22 protein-coding genes are annotated in these 21,626 nt (G+C 38.0%); 10 read left to right on the forward strand and 12 right to left on the reverse strand.

Annotated elements, in window-relative coordinates; genetic code table 11:
- Positions 1-61: 61 nt before the first annotated feature.
- Entirely contained in the window at positions 62-2,173 is a 2,112-nt protein-coding gene (locus J7Q84_RS11695) for an RNA degradosome polyphosphate kinase (protein ID WP_209094734.1), read from the reverse strand.
- A gap of 140 nt (positions 2,174-2,313) precedes the next feature.
- On the reverse strand, positions 2,314-3,858 hold the full coding sequence (locus J7Q84_RS11700; RefSeq protein WP_209094735.1) for a Ppx/GppA family phosphatase: 1,545 nt from the start codon (positions 3,856-3,858) through the stop codon (positions 2,314-2,316).
- Positions 3,859-3,975: 117 nt separating this feature from the next.
- On the opposite strand from J7Q84_RS11700, the gene J7Q84_RS11705 reads away from it, so the two are divergent.
- Positions 3,976-4,431, forward strand: coding sequence for a YkyB family protein (locus J7Q84_RS11705; RefSeq protein ID WP_209094736.1), 456 nt, complete (start codon positions 3,976-3,978; stop codon positions 4,429-4,431).
- Between the two features lie 132 nt (positions 4,432-4,563).
- Here the strand turns inward: J7Q84_RS11705 and J7Q84_RS11710 are convergent, their stop codons facing one another.
- The 3 genes from J7Q84_RS11710 to J7Q84_RS11720 form a co-directional block, all read right to left on the reverse strand.
- Positions 4,564-5,220 carry a YkyA family protein gene (locus J7Q84_RS11710; protein ID WP_209094737.1) on the reverse strand — a complete coding sequence of 219 codons (657 nt, stop codon included), beginning with the start codon at positions 5,218-5,220 and terminating at the stop codon, positions 4,564-4,566.
- 14 nt (positions 5,221-5,234) lie between these two features.
- Entirely contained in the window at positions 5,235-6,059 is an 825-nt protein-coding gene (locus tag J7Q84_RS11715) for a polysaccharide deacetylase family protein (protein ID WP_209094738.1), read from the reverse strand.
- Positions 6,060-6,137: 78 nt separating this feature from the next.
- On the reverse strand, positions 6,138-6,671 hold the full coding sequence (locus tag J7Q84_RS11720; RefSeq protein WP_209094791.1) for a flavodoxin family protein: 534 nt from the start codon (positions 6,669-6,671) through the stop codon (positions 6,138-6,140).
- 337 nt (positions 6,672-7,008) lie between these two features.
- Here J7Q84_RS11720 and J7Q84_RS11725 point away from each other — a divergent pair, with 337 nt between their 5' ends.
- A complete protein-coding gene (locus tag J7Q84_RS11725) occupies positions 7,009-7,233 on the forward strand; it encodes an SPP1 phage holin family protein (protein ID WP_209094739.1) in 225 nt (74 codons plus the stop codon).
- A 191-nt stretch (positions 7,234-7,424) separates the two neighbouring features.
- Here J7Q84_RS11725 and J7Q84_RS11730 read toward each other — a convergent pair whose 3' ends face one another.
- Positions 7,425-8,198, reverse strand: a complete 774-nt coding sequence (locus J7Q84_RS11730) for a hypothetical protein (protein ID WP_209094740.1) — start codon at positions 8,196-8,198, stop codon at positions 7,425-7,427.
- A 440-nt stretch (positions 8,199-8,638) separates the two neighbouring features.
- On the opposite strand from J7Q84_RS11730, the gene J7Q84_RS11735 reads away from it, so the two are divergent.
- The 6 genes from J7Q84_RS11735 to J7Q84_RS11760 all read left to right on the forward strand — a co-directional run bounded on the left by J7Q84_RS11735 (position 8,639) and on the right by J7Q84_RS11760 (position 13,205).
- On the forward strand, positions 8,639-10,159 hold the full coding sequence (locus J7Q84_RS11735; RefSeq protein ID WP_247739211.1) for an MDR family MFS transporter: 1,521 nt from the start codon (positions 8,639-8,641) through the stop codon (positions 10,157-10,159).
- A gap of 14 nt (positions 10,160-10,173) precedes the next feature.
- The gene (locus J7Q84_RS11740; RefSeq protein ID WP_209094741.1) at positions 10,174-10,755 is read left to right on the forward strand and encodes a PadR family transcriptional regulator; all 582 of its coding nucleotides are present in this window, start codon (positions 10,174-10,176) and stop codon (positions 10,753-10,755) included.
- A gap of 135 nt (positions 10,756-10,890) precedes the next feature.
- Positions 10,891-11,259 carry a DUF2089 domain-containing protein gene (locus J7Q84_RS11745; protein ID WP_209094742.1) on the forward strand — a complete coding sequence of 123 codons (369 nt, stop codon included), beginning with the start codon at positions 10,891-10,893 and terminating at the stop codon, positions 11,257-11,259.
- A gap of 104 nt (positions 11,260-11,363) precedes the next feature.
- Positions 11,364-11,738 carry a hypothetical protein gene (locus tag J7Q84_RS11750; RefSeq protein ID WP_209094743.1) on the forward strand — a complete coding sequence of 125 codons (375 nt, stop codon included), beginning with the start codon at positions 11,364-11,366 and terminating at the stop codon, positions 11,736-11,738.
- Positions 11,739-11,742: 4 nt separating this feature from the next.
- A complete protein-coding gene (locus J7Q84_RS11755) occupies positions 11,743-12,003 on the forward strand; it encodes a hypothetical protein (RefSeq protein WP_209094744.1) in 261 nt (86 codons plus the stop codon).
- Between the two features lie 293 nt (positions 12,004-12,296).
- Complete coding sequence (locus J7Q84_RS11760) at positions 12,297-13,205, forward strand: DUF3967 domain-containing protein (protein ID WP_209094745.1); 909 nt, start codon at positions 12,297-12,299, stop codon at positions 13,203-13,205.
- 64 nt (positions 13,206-13,269) lie between these two features.
- On the opposite strand, the gene J7Q84_RS11765 is transcribed toward J7Q84_RS11760, so the two are convergent.
- The 4 genes from J7Q84_RS11765 to J7Q84_RS11780 all read right to left on the reverse strand — a co-directional run bounded on the left by J7Q84_RS11765 (position 13,270) and on the right by J7Q84_RS11780 (position 17,028).
- A complete protein-coding gene (locus J7Q84_RS11765; protein ID WP_209094746.1) occupies positions 13,270-14,550 on the reverse strand; it encodes an ATP-binding protein in 1,281 nt (426 codons plus the stop codon).
- 171 nt (positions 14,551-14,721) lie between these two features.
- Complete coding sequence (locus tag J7Q84_RS11770) at positions 14,722-15,120, reverse strand: thiol-disulfide oxidoreductase DCC family protein (protein ID WP_209094747.1); 399 nt, start codon at positions 15,118-15,120, stop codon at positions 14,722-14,724.
- 186 nt (positions 15,121-15,306) lie between these two features.
- Positions 15,307-16,284 carry an HD domain-containing protein gene (locus tag J7Q84_RS11775; protein ID WP_209094748.1) on the reverse strand — a complete coding sequence of 326 codons (978 nt, stop codon included), beginning with the start codon at positions 16,282-16,284 and terminating at the stop codon, positions 15,307-15,309.
- A gap of 261 nt (positions 16,285-16,545) precedes the next feature.
- Positions 16,546-17,028, reverse strand: coding sequence for a hypothetical protein (locus J7Q84_RS11780; protein WP_209094749.1), 483 nt, complete (start codon positions 17,026-17,028; stop codon positions 16,546-16,548).
- 338 nt (positions 17,029-17,366) lie between these two features.
- Between J7Q84_RS11780 and J7Q84_RS11785 the strand changes: the two genes are divergently transcribed.
- Positions 17,367-18,524, forward strand: coding sequence for an aminotransferase A (locus J7Q84_RS11785; RefSeq protein WP_209094750.1), 1,158 nt, complete (start codon positions 17,367-17,369; stop codon positions 18,522-18,524).
- A gap of 83 nt (positions 18,525-18,607) precedes the next feature.
- Here J7Q84_RS11785 and J7Q84_RS11790 read toward each other — a convergent pair whose 3' ends face one another.
- The gene (locus tag J7Q84_RS11790; RefSeq protein WP_209094751.1) at positions 18,608-18,838 is read right to left on the reverse strand and encodes a hypothetical protein; all 231 of its coding nucleotides are present in this window, start codon (positions 18,836-18,838) and stop codon (positions 18,608-18,610) included.
- Positions 18,839-19,087: 249 nt separating this feature from the next.
- Positions 19,088-19,537, reverse strand: a complete 450-nt coding sequence (locus J7Q84_RS11795; RefSeq protein WP_209094752.1) for an RDD family protein — start codon at positions 19,535-19,537, stop codon at positions 19,088-19,090.
- A gap of 146 nt (positions 19,538-19,683) precedes the next feature.
- Between J7Q84_RS11795 and pulA the strand changes: the two genes are divergently transcribed.
- Entirely contained in the window at positions 19,684-21,621 is a 1,938-nt protein-coding gene (gene pulA / locus J7Q84_RS11800; protein WP_209094753.1) for a type I pullulanase, read from the forward strand.
- The last annotated feature ends 5 nt before the right edge of the window (positions 21,622-21,626 follow it).

The following is a 21,626-nucleotide window of genomic DNA, read 5'->3' on the forward strand; positions in this document are numbered from 1 at the left end:
ACCGATAATTACAATAATATCCCCATCCAACATAGTTACCGGATGGGGATACATTTCACTTTTATTCTTCATCATCAGAAATACGATAAGCCATAGAAAAAAGTTCAGTTTGGCTGTCAATCTCCTGTTCATCCTCTTTTCGAATTACATAATGGTACTCACCGGTATTGTCTTGTTCTCGTGCTTTTACATTGTCAGACAAAGTCAGTTCTAATATATTCATAATACGGTGCTTCATATCATCTTCTACAATCGGGAATGAAATTTCCACTCTTTTCTCCATATTGCGCGTCATCCAATCAGCAGAAGATAAAAACACCTTATGTTGTCCGTTATGCCTGAAGTAAAAGATACGACTATGCTCCAAATAACGGCCTACTAAACTAATCACCCGTATATTTTCGCTTACACCGGGAATGCCAGGTCTTAAGCAGCATGTTCCTCGTACGATTAAATCCACCTTTACCCCGGCTCGCGAAGCTTCATAAAGCTTCTGGATTAAAGATTTGTCTGTTAATGAGTTCATTTTGGCTATAATATAACCATTCCTATATTGTTTATGATAACAAATCTCCTCATTAATAAGCTTAATAAAACAGGCTCGTATATCAAAAGGCGCAACTGACAATTGATGATAATTCGGTATTTCTGTATATCCTGTTAAATAGTTAAAGAAGTTTGTAGCATCAATGCCAATATCTTTTCTCGTTGTGATATAGCCTAAATCTGTATACAGTTTCGCCGTCGCATCATTATAGTTCCCTGTGCCAAGATGAACAAAGCGTTGAATTTTTCCGTTTATCCTGCGAACAACCAGCGTGATTTTACTATGAGTTTTCAAATGACTCATTCCATAAATAACATGACAGCCTGCTTGCTCCAGCTCTTTTGCCCACTGCACATTATTTTCCTCATCAAACCGCGCTTTCAGTTCTACAAGCACAGTAACCTGCTTGCCATTTTCCGCAGCTTTTTTTAAAGCAGAAATGACTGGGGAATCACCGCTCACTCGATATAAAGTCTGCTTAATAGCCAGTACATCAGGATCCTTGGCTGCTTCCGCCACAAAGTCAATTACGGGCTGAAAGGACTCAAATGGATGATGCAAAAGAATGTCCTGCTCCAAAGCTTTCTCAAACAAATTTTCATCCGAACGTATATCCCTTGGGGGCTGCGGAATGAGGGCAGGAAAAACTAAATGTTCATGCGTTTTGGATAACTCTTTATAAAGAGCAAAGGAAAATGTCAAATCGACTGGTCCATCAATTTCATATACATCCTTTTCATGAATCTCAAGAGCTGTATGTAAAGAATCTAACACCCGTTCATCCATCCCTTGTTTGGCAACTTCCAAACGGACAGCTGCACCCCTCTTTCTTTTTTGCAGTTCTTTCTCGATTACTTTCAATAAATCCCGCGCACCTTCTTCATGAATAGTTAAATCTGCATTGCGCGTAATCCGAAACCTCGTAACAGATAAAACATCGTAGCCAGTAAACATTTTATGAACAAAACTGCTGATAACATCCTCTAAAAAAACAAACTTACGCTCTTCCTCCCCCGGCAAGAAAATAAAGCGCTCCAGCACCGACGGTACCTGCACAATGCCAAGCTTCGTTCGGTTCTCTTCAAGTTCTTCTTCATCGTCATACAGCATCACTGCCAAATTGAGACTTTTATTAAGCAGCATCGGAAACGGGCGATACGCATCAACAGCAACTGGGGTTAGAACAGGAAAGATTTGTTCATCGAAGTATTCCTCAATAAAACTTAGCTGTTCCGGTGTTAATTCATCAAAAGAAATCGGATAAATCCCTTCCTCCTTCAGCTTAGGAATCAACATAGATTGAAAGGCGCTGTATTGCAGGCGGACTAATTCATGAGTCTTCTCTGAAATCTTGTTCAACTGCTGTTTCGGTGTCAGGCCTGCTTTATTTTCAGGCTGATTGAATCCCGCTCTTACTTGATCCTGCAAACCCGCTACCCGAACCATAAAAAATTCATCTAAATTCGAACTAAAGATACTAATAAACTTTAATCGCTCCAATAACGGATTACGTTCATCTAGCGCTTCACGAAGTACACGTTCGTTAAACGCAAGCCAGCTAAGTTCACGATTGTTATAGTATGCTGTGTCATTAAAATTAACAGAATCGATCTGAGTTGTATTCATAACTATTCCATTCCCCTTCACCAACATTATTGTTATAATACTATAACTTCTTCATCCGTTCTTATCATAACAAATAAAGCAGGAGCAAGTTTTAACCCCGTGTTTACTATTTGTAAAGTTTATGTAAATGGGTGCAGACTTCATGACTGCTTACGATGAAAATATAACTCAATGGTGCACTTCAGTACTTTCTCCAACGCTTTCTTTTGTTTCTCCGCTTGTATTCTTTCCGGCATTGCATTATCATTGCAAACTATATAAAACAACAGCTTATCTTCATTTCTCACAACCGTAATGTCTTCAATTATATTGCGGTTTGTTGTATTTAAAGAGGACGCAAACTGCAAAATGGAACCCATAAGACGAATATGTCGTTGTTCTTCTTTTGTAAACCATGCCTCAAACGGCTTGCTGTATTGCCTAAATAAGAGCTTTGATTTATAAGAAGCCATTAGGGCAAGCTTCACACGTTCCTTATGCATCATACCGTCGATCGTTTTATTCGCCAGTAAATAAAAGGTATGCTGGCTGCTTGATTCAGAATCAATATAATTGCCGATATGGAAGACCTTTGCCCCCCATCTCATATACATTCTATCTTCAGGAGTAAATGCTGCTATTTCACACATCTGCAGTCCCTGACAAAGAATAGATGAGATTTTCATAAGCGCGATAGCATGGTTCATGTCCATCTCATACTCGCGGGCAAGCAAATAAAAGCTTTCCTCAATGACATTTGGATAATAAGGAAGTCCAAAAGACTTAATTAATTCTTCATAAAACACTCCTTCACGCAGCCCTTTACCACTTAAAATAAAAGAAGATGCCTTAGTGATTTCCGTTAACGTTTGAAATACTTGAATTGCGGGGATAATAGTATCCGCACGGTCTTTCGCCAACCCTTCAAGTTTTTGAAGCTCCACAAAAGGAAGGGATGTAATCTGCTGCTTAACATATGGTATATCATTCTCATTCATTTCATATAAATGAAGACCATATATTGGATATGACACAAGATTTTGGTGTACCTTCACCATATTCCGGGCACTGCCGCCAATTGCAATAAGCGGGAGCTTTTTCCCTTTCAGCCACGGCAGCGTTTGAAATTGTGTTTGTAAAAATAACACAAGGTTTTCTAGTTCTTCGGATGTCGGCATATCATGCTGAATGAATTGCTGTTTTAGTGATAATGCTCCGAAAGGAAAGCTGTGATAATTTTGTAGTTCACGGTTTTTAAAGTATGTAACTTCGGTACTTCCTCCACCAATATCAACGGTAATTCCTTCAGAAAAAGGCGTAGAGTTCATTACCGCCATATAGCCGTAATATGCCTCTTCGTATTCTGATAAAATACGGAGCTCAAAATCAGTATAAGCCGCCACTAAACGTTTAATTTCCTGTTGATTTGCAGCTTGACGGACCGTCGCCGTTGCGGTACAAATAACATGCTGCAATTTATGATAGCGTGTGCTGATTTGAAATTGCTGTAGCGTTTGCAATAATAAATTGATGCCCTCTCCTGTTAAAACATCGTCATTTGATAAGTAATTTCGTAATCTAGCTGAAATTTTCGTATTTTCTAACTCCCGGTACATACCACTGCTCCGTTTTTCATATATAACGAGGCGCATAGTGTTAGATCCAATATCGATAATGCCGTATTGTTGTTTCAATGTTTGCTTCATCCTTTTTTCAAGTGTTACTATCCATTATAATCCATATTCTTTTATCAGAAAAAGAGGGACTCATTGAAAATTGTAGAAAATCCATTATAATAGTGGAGAATAGAAAGGGGTGAAACAATGGAGCGTTCTCATCATGGAAAAGAACCCACTATTTCAGAATTATCACAGGCTGTGTTTGTCGTTAACCGTCATGCAAAAGCAGCTCCGGACCCAAAGTTTTTATATTGGCTTAAAAAGAAAGCGCTTGAAAAGCTCATTTTTGAGAAGAAGGCGCAGAAGGAAGGGCTTCATTTTTCGAGAAATCCAAAGTTCAGTCAGCAGCAATCTGATGTTCTCGTACGTGCAGGTGACTATTTTTTCCATATTCCGCCTTCTAAAGAAGACTTCAAAACACTTCCTCATCTTGGTGAATTAAGCCAGACATACCGAAATCCCAAAACCAATATGTCGCTTTCTTTGGCAAAAAAGCTGTTGCAAAATTATGTTGGTAAAGAAGCGTTCACCCAAGAACATCAAATGAAAAAGCCACAATTCCCTTGGCTCGGAAAGAACTATTTCAGTAGTAAAAAATAATATTGGAAACCTCCTTAACACTTTGAAATAGGTTGGCTCTCTTCGTTTATAACACTACGCTATGCAAGCTTGATTTTTTAGATCTAACACATCTTACAGCAAAAGACCACTCAACGGCAATTGAGTGGTCTTTTATGATGTCTTCTTTTTCACCTTAAAGCCAGCCTGCTTGTAAAAACTCAGCTTCTCATTATTATACTTTGCCGTTACATCGTTAAACTTTGTATTCCATTCACTTACTTTGACATAGTTCTTATTCACGGCTACTACTTTATCGTTCACTTCCTTAAGCTTTTGAGTTTTCTCCTTCAGCATCGTATACAATTCTTTCTCTGATTGCAGCGCTGTTTTATATACTTTGTGCATTTCTTTAAATACCTCAAAGCGCTCTCGATACAATTCCTCTGTCTTTTGTGCTCTTTTGTTAAGTTCGCTGTTCTCTATTTTATCGATATATAGCTTTGCATCTGTCATCTTTTCTTGGGCGGCTTGCAGCAGCGTTTCTTCCTTCTGTAAAATCGACTCCCGCTCTGAAACCTCTTGTAAAGCCTCTTCTATAGTAGCTTGAACTGCTTCGTTATTTTGCTTTCCATCCTTCAAAATTTTTGAATACAGCTCTTGATTTTTTACTTCCAGCTTTTCTAGCTCCGCAGCTTCTTGATACAAACTCGCCTCTTGTTTTGCCGCATTTTCAAATACTGTATACACTTCTTCTTCCTGTTTTGGGCCAAAGCATCCACTTAACAGGGTTATTGTTAATGCAATGGCAGCTAGTTTGACACCTTTCAAATGGAATCCCTCCCCTATAAACGGGCATCATGCCAAAAATTCATCATAAAATGAGCATCTTCATTATAGACTTCGAACTCATACCCTCTGTGAACTAGTGATTGAATAATCCTAGGCAGCGCTTGGACAGTTTGCTCTTTTTCATGGAGTAAAATCACTTCAATATTACGCCTTACATGAGTATTTATATTGTTAATTATTGCATTTGGTTGCCCTGGCAGTTTCCAATCCAATGAATCAATCGTCCAATCCCATTCTTTAAAACCTGCAGCACTCATTTGGTCTCGCAACCCTTGATTCAAACCAGGCATGCTTCCATATGGGCATCGTGTTAGATGAGGAGTTGCGCCGGTAATATTCTTTATGATTTTTTGCTCTTCCATCATTTCTTTTACAATCTGCCCGTTTGTATACAAATGGGCATACTTGTGCGACATGCTGTGCAAACCAGGGTAATGCCCTTCTCTGACCAACCTTTTTACACTTTCTTCATACCCCGGCACATTTGCACCAATCATAAAGAACGTTGCCTTGATATTGTTCTGTTTTAATATATTCAACAACTGCTCTGTATAGGGGTTCGGTCCATCATCAAATGTCAGATACACTAATTTTCGTACTTTTCCATTATATTCTTTCGGTAGTTCTTTTGTTGCACCTGCCATCTTTTGGCCGCTCACTATATGAACTGTATTCACTTGATCCGAAATTGCTTTTGCAGGAGATAGAAGCGCTCGAGCAAAAAGAAAGCTCCCAATACATATCCCAGCCGCTGCTACAAGCAACAGGGTTCTTTTCACAGGGCGTTTAAATCGCCGCCGAACGCGTCTTTGAATCATTCTATCATTTCCTTTCCCCATCCCTGTATTACTAATCTAGTATAAAATACATTCAATTATGGAAGTGTTACGAAAAGGTTACAATGAAAGTATGCGGTTCATTTGTTTTGCCGCCGCAATAGCTTGCTCATCCTTCAATATATCCCCAGGCTGATTTCCTTCTCCAATAATATACCCCTCAAATGATATGCCGACAAAGTCAAAAATATTTTGAAATTGTAAAATAAGAGGTAATCCTTTTATCTTAGGCTTATCCCCGCCTACAAGGATGACAAAGGCTTTTTTTTGACTCATTCGCTCTTTAAATTGAATATCCGCATCACGCAGACTTTGAGACCAGCGATCTACAAAATCCTTCATCACTCCTGACATACCGTACCAATAAATTGGTGTGGCAAACACTAAGATATCGTGCTCCAATACCTGTTTGATCATAGTTTCATATGTATCGTGCATAGGCTGAAAGCCCTCTTTGTCATGACGCTTATCGTTAATAGGAAGAATTTCAAGGTTACGTAACAAAAAATTTGTAACTTCCTGCCCTTTCGTCATTACATTAGCTAAATATTCTGTATTCCCTTCGTTTCTTGAACTACCATGCAGTACTGCAATTTTCATAATACCACCCTTTCAATTAAAAAATGAAAAGTGTAGAGGACAAATCTCTACACTTTTTTGTCGTTACTCTAATTTTACGTCTTTTCTATATTCCATTATATGTCTATTTCTTATTTTTTTAAAGTATTTCCTGTAATAATTTTAAAGAAATTGTAACATTAGTAACCTAAATTTTAACCGATTCGTCATAGCAACCACTTTACTATGTACAGAAGATATAAAAATGTACCTCCACTTTAGCCTATTTATTAATAGAAAGGTTTTCTTTTTTGTTTACTTCTCATATGTATATAGAGAGGGACAAGCATTATGAAAGGAGCGTGAAATTTGAATGGGTAATTTTTCAGATATCATTCGATTTGTAACAGGTTTTTTACTATCTCTCAAGCTTTTATTTGAATCCTTTGGTCATTCCTTTATTACCAATGATCAAATTGATGCTATCGCCAATGTAGCTTCCTTTTTATTCATTTTATACTTTGGCTATAAAAATAACTACGTTACAAAGAAAGGAAAAGAACAAAAGGAGCTTTTGAAGAAGCACAACCTTGATTAAGATAACAAGCGAACATAGCTGTCCTTACCACCTCAACGAAGCATTTCTTCCTAAGAAAAGGCTTTTTTTATATTAGGAAAGGTGTTTTATAGATTAAAGCTAAGTTCGTTACCTAACACTTGATACTATCCTATTTGTAAGAAAAGAGGCTTTATTTAAGCCTCTTTTCTTACAAATAGGGGGACATCTCATTATTTTTTTTCGAGTACAACTTCATTAGATTGATAAGGACCAAATATACTCCCTCGATTGTTCTGATAAGTGTAAGTAGCTCGCAGCGGTGCGGAGGGATTCATGTTTCCATCTTTCATTTTGAAATGAAGAAACAGTCTAGCTTCTTCACCGCTCTTCAATGACTGAATATGCCAACGCACTAATTGAAATAACACTTTTCCCTCTCCTTTATCAAAACGCAGCGAATTGGGTACGTAAATTAAATAGTCCCGAATCATATGATTTACATACAAAAGCATCGCAGTAGTCGCTCCGGTGTTTTTTACAAAAAGAGAGCATTCAACTATATCTCCCAGTTCATACGAAAGACGTTCTGTTATAAGCGAGCCTACCGTCAAGTTGCGTAAGGAAATATTTGTGACAATGCACGGTTCACCTGATTCTTGTATATAAAATACTTTCTCCTTTTTCACCAGTTCGTTACAGTTGTTTTTTCCAGAGGCAATAAAGTAAACAGCACCTTCAAGTTGCTCTGTCTGCGAGAGAGAGATCTTCAGCTGTAAAGGTTCATCTGCCCATTCTGTCCATCTAAATATAGATTCATTCTCACTCATATCAACAGGCAGAATGGTGGCTGCTGCCAACTGCAAGCCTTTTGGCAGCTTCATCTCTAACATCATGTTTGTTGCAGATTCAGCAGTAATTGTGACAAGCAAATCCACCATTGGCCCTTTCATATTACATTGGTCAACAGACAACAAAATACCCTGCTTCTCCAGTCCTTCTGACATGTTAAGCCTCCCTTTCAAATTGCTCTTATATAATATATGAAAGCATTTTGAAGTTTCATCTTATTTTTCATCATACTTTTGAAGATCACAATTACCGATGAGATTTTACTAGCACAAAGTCTTCTCGATAGGATACAACGTATGCCCCACCTTACTAATCTTTCTTTGAAACTTCAACGGAAACATTGTAATTATGTATCTTATGTGACCGGCCTTTTTCGGAATTGAAAGAAGCATTTTATTTCTCTCTTTTAATGCGCATACGATTGCATAATTCTGCCCTCCTTCTATTCTCATAATAAGTTCGTCTTCTTCCTCCAATATCCTGCCATAACAGATTTGTATTAACAGAAAAGTCATACTAAGCAAGTACTTGTTATCTGGTCAAATTTGACTATAATGAATGATATATCTTACATAAAGAGAAAGAAGGGGACCATTTGAATCCAAAAGAAAACAATATAAAATTTGTTGTTGCTGGTTTATTGCTGGGTATTTTAATGGCCGCAATGGACAATACAATTGTAGCCACTGCAATGGCTACAATTGTCGGTGACTTAGGAGGACTTGATAAATTTATTTGGGTAACCTCTGCTTATATGGTTGCAACAATGGCAGGAATGCCTATTTTCGGAAAGTTATCTGATATGTATGGACGAAAGCGATTTTACATTGGAGGATTGCTTTTATTTTTGATTGGTTCCATGTTATGCGGAACCGCTGGGAGTATTGAACAATTAAGTATTTATCGTGCGATTCAAGGGATTGGTGGCGGAGCATTGATGCCGATTGCCTTTACCATTATGTACGATATTTTCCCACCGGAAAAACGAGGGAAAATGACAGGTCTTTTTGGAGCAGTTTTTGGTACATCTAGTGTCTTCGGTCCGTTATTAGGTGCCTATATTACAGAATATATCAGCTGGCACTGGGTATTTTATATCAACCTTCCGTTAGGCCTGATATCCTTATTTTTCATCATGAAATACTACCAAGAATCCTTGCAGCATAAAAAACAACAAATCGACTGGCCTGGTGCTATCACATTGATTATTGGTATTGTCAGCTTAATGTTTGCTCTCGAGCTTGGCGGGAAAGAATACGCATGGAATTCTGGTGTTATCATCAGCCTTTTTGCTATCTTTGGTGTAATGGTAATTGCTTTCTTCTTGATTGAACGAAAAGCACAAGAACCCGTTATTTCCTTTCATTTGTTTAAAAACCGCTTATTTGCCGCCACACAAGGAGTAGCATTGTTTTATGGTGCAACGTTTATCATTGCAACGGTATATATTCCGATTTTTGTACAAGGGGTATTAGGCGGATCTGCATCTAATGCCGGTCTTATTTTAACACCTATGATGCTTGGTTCTGTTGCCGGCAGCCAAACAGGGGGACAATTAGCTACCCGCACAAGTTACCGCAATATCATGTTGTTATCAGGAGTATTTTTCGTTACAGGCTTTTACTTATTAAGTACACTGACTGTCGATACAAGCCGTGCTATGGTTACCCTATTCATGATTTTGGCTGGTCTTGGCGTCGGTTTCTCATTCTCGGTATTAAGCATGGCTTCCATTCATGGATTAGATATGCGCTCGCGTGGGTCTGCGACATCTACAAACTCATTCTCACGTTCACTAGGCATGACACTTGGCGTCACTATTTTCGGTACTATTCAAAATAGTATCTTTACAAATAAACTAAAGTCCGTATTTCCTCCTGAATTGGCAAATTTAGCTCCAAAAGGCGGAGATACTAGCTTTCTTCTTTCTTCAGAAGCAAACAAAAACATTCCTCCCGACGTTTTGCAGAGCATCAAAGAAGCACTGGCACATTCTATTTCCAGCATATTTGCTTGGGCGCTCCTTCCTGCAATATTGGCCGTTGTGTGTATCCTGCTCATGGGGAATGAACGACTTGCAATTCCTGTAAAAAACAAGAAAAAGCAAGTAAGCTAAATAGGAGGGATCGTATGATAAAACTGGTCATTCTTGGTCTCTTGATGGAAGGGGAAAAACACCCGTATGAAATACAGCAAATCGTCAATGAACGCGGGATGAACCACTATATAAAAATGGCAAAAGGGTCTCTATACTACGCCTTTGAGCAGTTGGAAAAAAAAGAATGCATAGAAGTGATTGACATTGTCCGGGATACAAATCGCCCTGACAAAACAATTTACCGTATCACAGAAAAAGGAGAAGAGGCGTTTCAGGATCTTCTTCTAAAGCAATTCCGCGATCCAAACCACATTTCCAAACCAATTTATGCTGGTTTGGCATTTGCGACAGCCGGTAATCAACAAAAGCTAGCTGCAATATTACATGATAAAATACAAGAAACATCCCACTTGCTCGAGTTAATGCAAATGATTTATAAGAAAAAAATAGGTACCATCCCACGTTCTCAGCTGCACATTTTAGCAGGAGTGATGGAACACGCTCAAACAGAAATCAATTGGCTTACGCGTTTACGAAGCGACGCTCTAAATGAACGCTTAGCCGAAATAGGTACAGAAATAGAGAATATTCAAATTAACAGCCGGCTGCCCTAATGGAAGCCGGCTTTCTTTTAAGGTTTATCAATGAAATTAAATTTATTAAGATTAAAATTAAAGAAATTAATTATTTAATTGTTGATATTCATTTTTTTGAGTTTTATAATTAATTATAATGAAAGGAGGGGAAAAATGGGTTACCCTATTATAACTTCATGTCCTATTTGTGAAGAAAAACTATATGCCGCACAATTAAACTGCAAATGCTGTAAAACTGTCATTGAAAATGAGTTTGAATTACCAAAGCTAATGTATTTAGAGAAAGAACAGCTCCATTTTATCGAAGTGTTTTTAAAGTGCCGTGGCAGTATTAAAGAAGTAGAAAGAGAACTTAGTATTTCATATCCAACTGTAAGAAACAAACTAGAGGAAATTATTGAGGCCCTGGGATACGATACAGCGAAGAAAAGAGAAGAACCAAAGAAAAAAAATATTTTAGATTTGCTGGATCGAGGCGAGATTACAGCAGATGAAGCAATTGAGATGCTGAAGAAAAAATAAAAAAAGACACTTTATGTAGATAAAGTGTCCAAAAACAATATTGTATGTTTATCATAACAAATATAAATAAATGTGTCGAGACACGATATAAGGGGTGTGTATATATGAAAGAAGAAATTAAGCAGGTATTAACCATGATGCAAGAAGGCAAAATTGATGCAGATAAGGCTTCTGAGCTTCTGACAGTTATCAAGCCGCAAGAGACAGAAATATCAACTAAGCCTTATCTGGATAAAACCTTGCGCATACGCGTCCATTCCCATGAAGGTGATAATGTAGCTATTAACCTTCCCATCAAATTAATCAAAGCAACCATCAAGGCAGCACAAGGAGCTTTTTTGAAAATACCTGAAACAGAGAAGTATTTAAAGGATGTAGACTTAGATCTACTTCTACAAGCAATCGAGCATGAAATCGATGGGCCTATAATTGACATTACAAGCGCGGAACAAGACAAAGTTTTCGTTGTGATTGAATAAGGCTATGATACGAATTAAAGTTACTGTCTCTGGTAAAAAGATACCTTTTTCCATTCCAGTTCCATACCTTCTTCTCCGTGCAGCCACATCTAGTCTAGTACTACGTCCTGTTTTAAAACTCGTAGACAATCAGCACAGAACCACTCTTGCAGGCTTAGATCCCACTGTATTCAAAGAACTAGTGCGGACATTACAACATTTCAAAGGAACAGAGCTAGTGCATATTGACTCTCATGACGGAACAAAAGTTATTATTACATTGTAGCATACTTCAAAAGCTGGCCATTCTTGGTCAGCTTTTGGTTTGAATGCTCCCTTCTATTTATCACAAATCATTCACCTTCACTACACAAATGTATTATATCTCCACTACAAAACCTACCAATCTATATCAAATTGCAACATAAGCCCTGCCTTATCTATGTATTTCTTAGCACAATGTTCACCATATCAACGATTCGTGTAGAAAACTTTCTTCAATCCGACATTATTTTTTAAAGGAAGATGACAAGAAAACAGGGAAATTGTAATTACGATAAATTTTGAGGGGGATTAATCATGGAAGCAAAATATAGAACGAAAGATGTTGAGAATAAAACAGGAATTCCCAAAAATGTCATTCGTAAATATAGTGCTACTTTAGAGCAATATGGATATCCTATTGAAAAGAGTGCGACGGGAGAACGTGCTTTTAGGTTAGAAGATATTAAGCTTTTAAAAACAATTCATGATTCTGCTTCTGAACTGGATAAGGATATTATCGAAGTGATTGCCGATCTTGTCCATGAAATGAACCATCCAACCCCTGCCCCTGTCCTTACATCAGCGAAATCGTCCAAAGCTATTTCTCCACTTGCTGCAGCTGACACTCAAGATGTAAGCGTCACTATCCGAGAACAGAATAAAAAGTTTGAGGAGTTCATGAACAAGCTCGACAATCTAGCACAGTTAAATGAAGCCATCATACACCAAAACTCCACATTAATATCACAAAACAGACAAAAAGATGAAAAACTGGACGATTTGCTGCACCATGTTTACATTAAAGAATCCAAACAGGAAGAAAAATTAAGCGAGCTTATGACACATGTTCAGAAAAAGGAATCGCGTCAAGATAATAAACTGCATGACCTCATGGTTCATATGCAGAAAAAAGAAGTAAAGCAAGAAGAGAATCTCAATAAACTCATGCATCATATATCACAAAAAGAGTTTAAACAAGAACTGAAGATGAATGAGTTTATGCACCATGTATCTGAAACAGGAGCACGTCAAGAAGAAAAAATGAGCGAGCTTGCTTATACGGTGAAACGGAGAGAAGCCAGCCGCGACGAACAGCTTATGCGCCTGATACGAGAAATGCAGGAAACAAAGCAAATGATTGCTGCTGCAAGAGAAAATTCACTCCTCAAAGGTTTAAAATCCTTATTTTTACGAGAAAAACCACAGAAAGCAGATTCTCACTAAACAAATAAATTAAACTCTAAGAGCAGCCATAAGAAAAAGTTACCGGTATATCGGTAACTTTTTCTTATGGCTGCTCTGCAGCAGGGAGGGTAATAATGGCTTCTGTTCCCTTCCCAACTTCACTTTTATATGTAAGCTTGCCATTGTGCGCTTGTATAATACTGAATGTAACCATAAGTCCTAAACCTGTCCCTTTTTCTTTCAAAGAGTAATAGGGCTGTCCCAATCGATCTATTTGCTCTTTCGTCATACCAACGCCGCTGTCTTTGACCTTAATAATAATTTCATCCGCTATTTGCTTAGCAGTTACCTTTAAATATCCTTTATTCTGCTGAATTGCTTCTACCCCATTTTTGACGATATTCATAATAGCTTGTTTCAGTTTTGCTTTATCTCCAACTGTATATAGAAAGTCCTCCATTTCCGTTTGTAAATATACGCCTTGCATCGCTGCAAAAGAGGACATAAGGGTCGTAACTTCAAAAAGCTGGGCAGACAGATGGATGTGCTGCTTCACTTCAATTTGTGGCCGGGCTAAGTTCAAGTAATCAGAGATAATTCCTTCCGCCCGATCAAGCTCTGTTAAAACTAAGCGCATATATTCTTTATTTCCTGCTTCCTCGCTTCCTTCTAACAGCTGAATAAAGCCCCTCACAACCGTCAATGGATTCCGAACCTCATGTGCTACACTGGCTGCCAGTTCACTTATGATATTCAACTTTTCTGATTTATGCATTTCTACACGTAAAAATGCGTTTTCATATAAATATTCTGTTATATAAATTTGAAAAATCATAGTCATAGCCATGATAATAGAAGCAACAGTAAAATTGAAATACATTTGTGATGTACTCAGTGTAAAGCCTTCCCCCATTACAATGACAAGCCCCTTTGCAATGATGTATACGAGTGCATAACAAAACGCTAGCGCAGAAGCTATCATAATTTTTTTATTTTTCGGATATGAAAACCACTTTTTCGAAACTACAAGCGGGATGACTGATAAAATAATCACATGAAAGGCACGGAACCATATATCCTCAAACCCGTTGAGAAATGCATAATATACTAATGAAGCAAGCGCCGTTACTATCCCTATCCCATATCCCCCATACAAAAAAGAAATCATAATGGGAATTTGATAAAAGTCATATTCTCCCCCTTCTCCTAAATGTATAGGGTAAACCATACAAAAGAGCAGTATGATATTAGATAGAACCGTCACAAAATAACGATTTGACTTCGGCACAGTAGCATGATGACGATTAAGGCGAATCGTTTCATAAAAAAAGAACGGCAAAATGATAATGGCGACTTGAATGATAATATCCTTCACTTGCTCCACTCCCCTACCTCCAAATATTCCCTCATCTTGATTATATCATTTGTTTGACAATTTAAAACGAATTTTTTAACTTTTCTAACAATTTATAAATAAAAAATAATATAAAGAGATATTATGTTAGAATCTCTCGAAATTAAGAAAAAACAAAAAACAACAGCTTAAAACTGTTGTTTACTCTTCTAAAAACCTCGCCCTTACCTCTTTAGAGGGAATCATACAAACTGTTTTACCAAACATTTTATACCGATACTTGGCAAATCCTTTATACAGCATATCCCTCAGCAGCCGCGGCACCACAATCCCCCCATAAAAAGCTTTCCATAGACCAAGGTGCCTGCAAATTCGCAGTGCTGCCTCAGAATGAGTGTAGTACCTATTCCCCTCAAGCAGTACAATAGAATCTATATTCTCAGGTACCTTATATGCGCTAAGCAGCTCTTTTCCCATTCTTGATTGCAACGAAGCGAAACGATAACGCGCTTTCTTATCACGTTTAATAATAAATCTGACACCCCCATTACAAAAACTACATTCTCCATCAAATAACACAATAGAAGTATCTGCTTTCATAGACATTTCTCTTCAACCTTCCTTATTTATATATCAAGTAATCCCCCATCAATGTCGGCTCTTTTATTACCACTAATGGGAGCAAAATCAATCATCTCTTTCTTACAATATTGGATCAAAAGCGATATTAATAGCGAATAAAAGAAGCTCGTCCTATTTTCATAGAAAAACCCTTACCTGAAGGGCTTATCTTTTATAAGTTACATAAAATGTTTTCATCAAATTCTGTATTTTTTCAAGCTTATGCACAGCCTCTTCGCTAAATAATGTAATGGATTTTCCAAGTACGAGCACTTCTTTATCGTAAATTTTCTTTACATCTACTTTCATCGCATCTGCTTGTGCATACTCCGAAATAATAATACGATGCGGTTCCCATAAAATGATATTCATCAATTCCTTTACTCGTTCACATTCACTTGTTTGCAAATGATGAATAAGCTCATAATTGGTAAGCCCCTCAATAAAGCTAAGCTGTACTTCATGATATTTTGCATACGCAGAAACTGCTTTGGCCAGCAATCCATCAATTGCAATAGCCTGCGGATTTAAAAAAGCAACATGATCATGCACCATCGCTTCCATAATAACAAGCCCTGTTTCGACATCTGTTTCGACATAATTTCCTGAGAAATGAATGCTATTAATAATGTCTGAAGGTTTTCGGCTCATATCCCCTGCCAGGTAAGAGTCTCGTAAAAAGCTATCAAAATGATCGGCTCCTAAAAATTTTGTTTTGCTTGTAAGCGGTGTATCAGTGTTAAGTAAAGCAACGATTCTCTTCGGTTCAAATCCATGCTTCTGTAAGATTGTTGCTGCTTCTCCTTCAAGTATAAGTTTTTCTGTATTCGTATGATGATTAAACCCTAACGTTTTTTCAACAGCATGTGAAAATGGCAGATGACCAATATCATGAAGCAATGCAGCAAGCCGCAATTCCAAATCCTCGGGGAAAAACCGTGAGATTACTGACCATACACCGATTGTATGATCCAGGCGGGAATGCATAATTGGAGAGAATAATGAAGCCGTTCCATAATGACTTAAAAATTTTAATCGACGCAACGTTTTGCATTGAAACAGCTCTAACTCACAAGGAAGAACCTTTATTTCATGCTGGTAAAGCGGTTCGTATAATACTGTACTGCAAAAGGTTTGTTGCATCCTTTTCACCACCGTGTTCAATGAGATTATCTTCATAGTATGATAGGATTGATATTATATTCATGTTTTCGATGAAAGGTTAGAGGAATTTAACTATTTTTTTACAAAACTTCCTTTATTCATCGCTTATTGAAACAGCCTGCACTACGTTCATCTATGTATATCCGTGCAAGGTTCCTTCGGAATATTTTCCCCCATGTTATAATATAGTCTGCTTTCACACTTCTGTATAGCAGCGGATATACTTGTCTTTTCGAATTTTCACCCTATTTCTATAAGAACCCACTCCTCTTGTTCGTTGCTAGAATGAACAAGAAGCCATATTTTATCATAAGGGTTATGTGCTGTATAAAGCTGCTTATGTGCAATCGTAGCCGCCGTCAATTCTTTGGAAAAGATCCGGATTAACAAATGACATGGAAAAGAGATATTATAGTTTTGCCATTTTTCATATTTCTTTTTTAACTGTGCATTTAGCTTTTCAAGGACCGTCTCCCGCTGGCGCCGCCCTGACGTTTTCTTTCCTTCTCTCCCGAACAAACGCATTGCTTGAAGATGATCTGTGAATAAGTGCGCTACTTCAAGTCCATACTGATTGCCGCATTGATCCCGTAATAAAAAATCCGGCATTTCTCTCTTTTCTGTTTTAGAAAGACAATTTCTGTGCGTCCTATTATATAATTGTAAAAATAGAGACAACGCTTCATGCTCCAATTCATATTTTTCTCTGTCATGTTTTCGCAAGAGAATCCCCACTCTCTTTTCTATAGCATATGCCGAAACAGCAAATTCGGAAGCAAACTATGTAACTGTTTAACTACAAACTCCTGAATCATGAACATACTCTGTGTATCTTTGCAATGCATGTAACACAAAGCGAATTGAAGATTTTCCATCTTCTTTTCCTAAGAGGACCCTTTGTATGGATTTAATTGAAAATTCCACTTACAACTCATACCTTATTCACCATTTTGATCAATACTATAGTCATGTAATATAAATTGAATATACAAAAATTTTCACAACACATTTGTCACATGTGATACAATATACCCAAATTGTGAACGGAAAGGAAAAAACATATGGAGCACTTATTGAATTCTCATGTCAAAAACATTCAAATCTCAGGTATTCGCCAGTTCTTCAATATGATTCAAAAATATGATAACCTTGTTTCACTTACAATCGGACAACCAGATTTTCCTACCCCCTCTCTTGTGAAAGAGGCTGGGAAGCGTGCTATTACTGAAAATGTTACAAGCTACACTCATAACGCAGGCTTTCTTGAACTGCGTCAAGCAGCTTGCTCGTTCGTAAACGACCGTTATCGCTTATCATATGATCCAGCAAACGAAGTGATTGTAACAACCGGAGCCAGCGAAGCAATCGACATCGCCTTCCGTACCATTTTAGAAGAGGGGACAGAGGTTATTTTACCTGCCCCCATTTACCCAGGTTATGAACCTATCATTAAGCTGTGCGGCGCTACTCCAGTGTATGTAGATGTTCGTGATACAGGATTTCGCCTGACCGCAGATGCATTGCAAAAAGCTATTACAGACCGTACACGTTGTGTTGTATTACCATACCCTTCTAATCCAACAGGAGTATCGTTGTCTTCAGAAGAGCTCCAGGAAATTATATCGGTGCTGCAAGACAAAGATATTTTCGTATTATCAGATGAAATTTACAGCGAATTAGTATACGAAGGAACCCATACTTCTATTGCATCATTCCCTTCTATGCGTGATAAAACAATCGTGATTAACGGCCTGTCTAAATCTCATTCAATGACAGGCTGGCGCATTGGTTTTTTGTTCGCCCCTGCCTATATTACAAAAGAAATGCTCAAGGTACATCAATATAACGTCACATGCGCCTCTTCAATTTCACAATACGCTGGAATTGAAGCACTCACTATGGCGAAAGATGCACCGCGTTTGATGCGTCACCAATATAAAAAACGAAGGGATTACCTTTATCACCGCCTGCAAAGCATGGGGTTGACAGTAGAAAAACCAACAGGAGCATTTTATATATTTCCTTATATCGGACAGTTTGGCATGAATTCCTTTGATTTTGCGATGAAGCTTGTCCAAGAAGCAGGTGTGGCTGTCGTACCGGGTACAGCATTTTCTGAATACGGAGAAGGCTATATTCGCTTATCCTACGCGTACAGCATGGAAACTTTGATAGAGGCCTGCAACCGCTTAGAAACATTTATACAGCAAATGCAATAATTTATAATAAAGAGGAGAGCTAAGAACTACGCTCTCCTTTTATCTTTTAAGAATGTAAACGCTTACTATTTTCCGCTAGCTAATTAGCTCTTGAAGGTTTCCCAAGCATTCTTAAGGAACAAGAATCCAAAAAATGCTATTGAAAACCAACCTACAAAAGATACGAAGAAGCCAAGGAAGCTCACAAAGCCTTTAAAGGATGTCACAGAGAAGAAGCCTAAGAAAGTATTAAGAGATTCAACAATTACATCGGCAGCCATAGTCCACATCCAGCCTACGAAAGCCGCAAGGAAAAATTTCATAAATTTATCCATATCGACACCTCCTCTTGGGGTGATTCTTTACAATATCATAGTATTCAATGTAAAAAACTTGGTTCTCTCAAACATCTGCAAAATCTGAAATTTTTTTTCGAAAAATAAAATATAATCTCTGTCCGTTTGAAAGAAGCACATAAGGAATCAAATCCTCCAATTTTATATGCCCTGTTTTTTGAATATACATAGTTCATACTTTACTATTACTAAATGAAAAAATCTGTCCCAAAGTGAGGGACAGATTTTTTATAAGCTTACAACCACTGTGTTTGCCAGCAGATCATGATATCCTTTTTTATCCTTGCGGGTTGCAATAACGTATACATTAACAATTGCAGGAATTCCAAGCAAAATTACATTTGGCAGCAACAGTACGAAGAAGCGAATGATAAGCTCCTTTATCCCTGCATTTTCGCCGTTACTTTTTGTTACCCGTGTACGCAGCAAAAACTTACCTGCTGTGAACCCATTCCATAGCAAAGGAACGATAACGAAGTATACAGCCATAAGGATAATTACAATTGTTATATCAATATGATAATCCCCTGTGCTTGATTCAAAACGAGCAAGCAATGCCTTGTAATTTCCTGATACTAAAGCCGTAATCATTCCGTATAGAAGCGAAATGATAAACATCTCTATTATATTTGCCCCGATGCGATTCATCACTGATGCAGGATTCTTTGTAGACTTCATTCTGCTCTCCCTCACATGTATATATTAACTGCTTTATACTACCACTTGGCATAATTGTTGTAAACAAACAACCGCTTTTCGATATGAGGATAAACATTATGTTACAATATATATGAATACGATTTCATAAAAGTGAGGGAATTAAGATGGCGGTACAACGTGACATTAACTATACAATTTCTTTCGGCGACCCTGCTGTCGTTGATGGATTGTCGGTACATTCTAAAGAGTTTGATGAAACATTTTATTACGAAGGAACTCTTGGTATTACGTATGAAAAAGAAAAAACAAAGTTTCGACTATGGGCACCGACTGCAAGTGAAGCGAAAGTCGTGCTGTATAAGAAATGGGATGATGAGGCAAGCTCAGAGCATGTTATGACAAGGGCAGAAAAAGGAACATGGACACTGGTTTTATATGAAGACCTAGAAGGATTATACTATACATACAAAGTTAAAATCGGCTCAGAGTGGAATGAAGCTGCTGACCCATATGCAAAGGCTGTTGGTGTCAATGGTGACAGAGGCTATATTCTTAATTTGGAAACAACACATCCGAAACATTGGATGAAGGATAAACCACATTTCACAGAACCGACAGATGCTATTCTCTATGAACTCCATGTACGTGATTTGTCCATGCATCCTGAGAGCGGGATGTGCCATAAAGGGAAGTTTTTAGCCTTGACTGAAGTCGGTACAACAGGACCAAATGAAATCCCCACAGGAATTGATCACATCAAATCTTTAGGTGTAACACATGTACAGCTGCTGCCTATATTTGATTACAGTACAGACAGCGTAGATGAAACATGTCTAGAAAAAGAACAATATAACTGGGGATATGACCCGAAAAATTACAATGCGCCAGAAGGATCCTATTCTACAGATCCATATAATCCTATTTCCCGTATTATGGAGCTGAAGCAAACGATACAAACTCTCCATGACAACGGTCTTCGAGTAGTGATGGATGTAGTATACAATCATGTGTATGATGCGTACCGTATGAATTTTATGAAGCTGGTGCCCGGCTACTACTTCCGCTACAAAGATGAACAAACACTCTCAAACGGCTCTGCATGCGGAAATGACGTTGCTTCTGAACGGCATATGGTTCGAAAATTCATCATCGATTCCGTAAAATATTGGGCATCAGAATACAACTTGGATGGCTTCCGCTTTGATTTGATGGGTCTGCATGATGTAGATACAATGAACGAAATTCGTGCAGAACTTGATAAAATCGACCCATCTATTTTAATCATCGGGGAAGGCTGGGATTTGGCAACAGAACTTTGCAGCGAATCAAAAGCAAATCAAAAAAATGCTCAGAAAATGCCCCGCATCGCCCATTTCAATGACGTGATTCGTGACGGATTAAAAGGAAGTGTTTTCTATCATGAAGTTTTAGGCCTTGTAAATGGCAATCCGAAAGCTCTTATCGATGTTCAATCCGGTATTGCAGGAGCTATCCGCTATTCCGATACAATTCATTCCTTTGCCGATGAACCGAATCAAGCCGTTACGTATGTAGAAGCACATGACAATCATACTCTGTGGGACAAGCTCTTAATCACGAACCCTAATGATACTGTCGAAACCATAAAAAAGATGCATAAGCTTTGCACAGCAATCGTGCTAACTTCCCAAGGCATTGCCTTCTTGCATGCAGGACAGGAATTTATGCGTACAAAAGGTGGAGACGAAAACAGTTATAAATCCTCAACAAAAATTAATCAGCTCGATTGGGTTCGCTGCGCGGCATTTCAAGAGGAAGTAGACTATGTTCGAAGATTAATCGCACTTCGAAAAACTGAGCCTGCTTTCCGCCTGCAGACAGCTGATAAGATACGGCAATGCCTACAGTTTATTGCAGCTCCAGACGGCGTACTTGCATATAGTATTCGTGATGAACAGAACAATAAACAGCTCTTTGTTGCGCATAATACCAATCGGCAAGCTGCATCTGTAACTCTGTCAACCAATCAGGAATGGACTGTGCTGTTTGGTCAAGAGCATATTATTAACCATACAAACACGCTTAGTATTGCAGCGTTTGGAAGCGTTGTGCTTTCTCAATAAAGAAA

This window comes from Bacillus sp. 165 (assembly GCF_017742235.1).
Lineage (GTDB): Bacteria > Bacillota > Bacilli > Bacillales > Bacillaceae_G > JAGHKQ01.